The sequence below is a fragment of the Amycolatopsis sp. SID8362 genome, assembly GCF_010550475.1.
Classification (GTDB): Bacteria; Actinomycetota; Actinomycetes; order Mycobacteriales; family Pseudonocardiaceae; genus Amycolatopsis; species Amycolatopsis eburnea.
On sequence record NZ_JAAGNB010000264.1, the window covers coordinates 1 to 1,514 of the forward strand.

Genomic DNA, 1,514 nt, shown 5'->3' on the forward strand with positions numbered 1-1,514 from the left:
CGAGGCCGTCGAGCCGCTCCAGCGCGGCGGCGCGGGCGGCGGGGTCGGGCACGGGTACGTCGAACACGGGCGCCTCCTGGCTACAGGTCGAGCGCCCGGCCCGCGACGACCAGCACGACCCGGTCGGCGTCGGCGGACACCCGGTTGTTGAGTGCGCCCAGCACATCACGGAACAGCCGTCCGGACGACGTTGCGGGCACCACACCGCTGCCGACCTCGTTGCTGACCGCGACCACCGGCACCCGGGCAGCGGCCCACGCGGCGAGGAAGTCTTCGAGCCGGTCGTCGAGCCGGTGCTCCCAGCCGCGCTTCCCGTCCCAGGCGCCGATCTCGTCGAGGACGCGCGACAGCCAGGTGCCGAGGCAGTCGATGAGCAGCGGCTCGGTGGCCGTGCGCAGGGTGCCGGCGAGGTCGGTGGTCTCCACGGTCTTCCAGTGCGCCGGCCGGCGCGCCTGGTGCGCGGCCACCCGCGCGGCCCATTCGGGGTCGTCGTCGCTCGCGGGCAGGCCGGGCGCGACGTAGACGAGGTGCGGGTGGCGGGCCACGAGCCGCTCGGCGTGCCGCGACTTCCCCGAGCGGACGCCACCGAGGACCAGCACCTTGCCTTCGTCGCGGCCGTACCGGCGTAGTGCGCGCGCCAGGGTCTCGAGGTACCCGGCGAGCCGGTGGGTCAGCTTGGTCATACCCGGCATTGTGGTGCACGCGCTACCGTGCGCCACGTGCCACTCCGTCTAGGGACAACCGCTGCCGGACTCGTTACCGGATACGCGGCCGACGCTCTGTTCGGTGACCCCCGAACGGGCCATCCGGTCGCCCTGTTCGGGAGTGCCGCCGCGCGGCTGGAACACCGTCTGTGGGCGGACTCGAAGCCGCGCGGAGCCGTGTACGCGGGGTTGTGCACCTTCGCCGCCGTAGGGCTGGGCGTCGCGCTTCAGACGGCTTCACGGCGAAGCCCCTTCGCACGCTTCGGGCTGACAGCGGCGTCAACGTGGATCGTGCTCGGCGGACGCGGTCTCGCGGCGGAAGGTGCCGAAATGGCCAGACTGCTCGAAGCGGGCGAAGTGCCCGAAGCACGTCAGCGGCTTTCGCACCTCTGCGCGCGCGACGCGACGACGCTCGACTCCGCCGAACTGACCCGCGCGGCCACCGAGTCGATCGCCGAGAACACGTCGGACGCCGTGGTCGCGCCGCTGTTCTGGGGTGCGGTCGCCGGGCTGCCGGGGCTGCTCGGGTACCGGGCGCTCAACACTCTCGACGCCATGGTCGGCTACCGCTCCGCGCGCCACCGGAACTTCGGCTGGGCCGCGGCGCGGGCCGACGACCTGGTCAACCTGGTGCCCTCGCGGCTCGGGGCGGCGCTCACGGCGGTGTGCGCGGGCGGCCGGGCGCGGGAGTCCTGGCGGGTCTGGCGCCGTGACGGCGGCCGGCACCCCAGCCCGAACGCGGGCCAGGTCGAGGCGGCGTTCGCCGGCGCGCTGGACATCCGGCTGGGCGGGACGAACAGCTACGGCGGG

General features: G+C 74.2%; 2 protein-coding genes. One reads left to right on the top strand and one right to left on the bottom strand.

Features of this window, described 5'->3' with window-relative positions; all coding sequences use genetic code 11:
• Nucleotides 1-80 precede the first annotated feature (80 nt).
• Nucleotides 81-683, bottom strand: coding sequence for a bifunctional adenosylcobinamide kinase/adenosylcobinamide-phosphate guanylyltransferase (locus G3I65_RS08925; RefSeq protein ID WP_125313470.1), 603 nt, complete (start codon nt 681-683; stop codon nt 81-83).
• 36 nt (nt 684-719) lie between these two features.
• Between G3I65_RS08925 and cbiB the strand changes: the two genes are divergently transcribed.
• Nucleotides 720-1,514, top strand: a 795-nt coding sequence (gene cbiB, locus G3I65_RS08930; RefSeq protein ID WP_160695671.1) for an adenosylcobinamide-phosphate synthase CbiB, incomplete at its 3' end; no start/stop codon positions are given.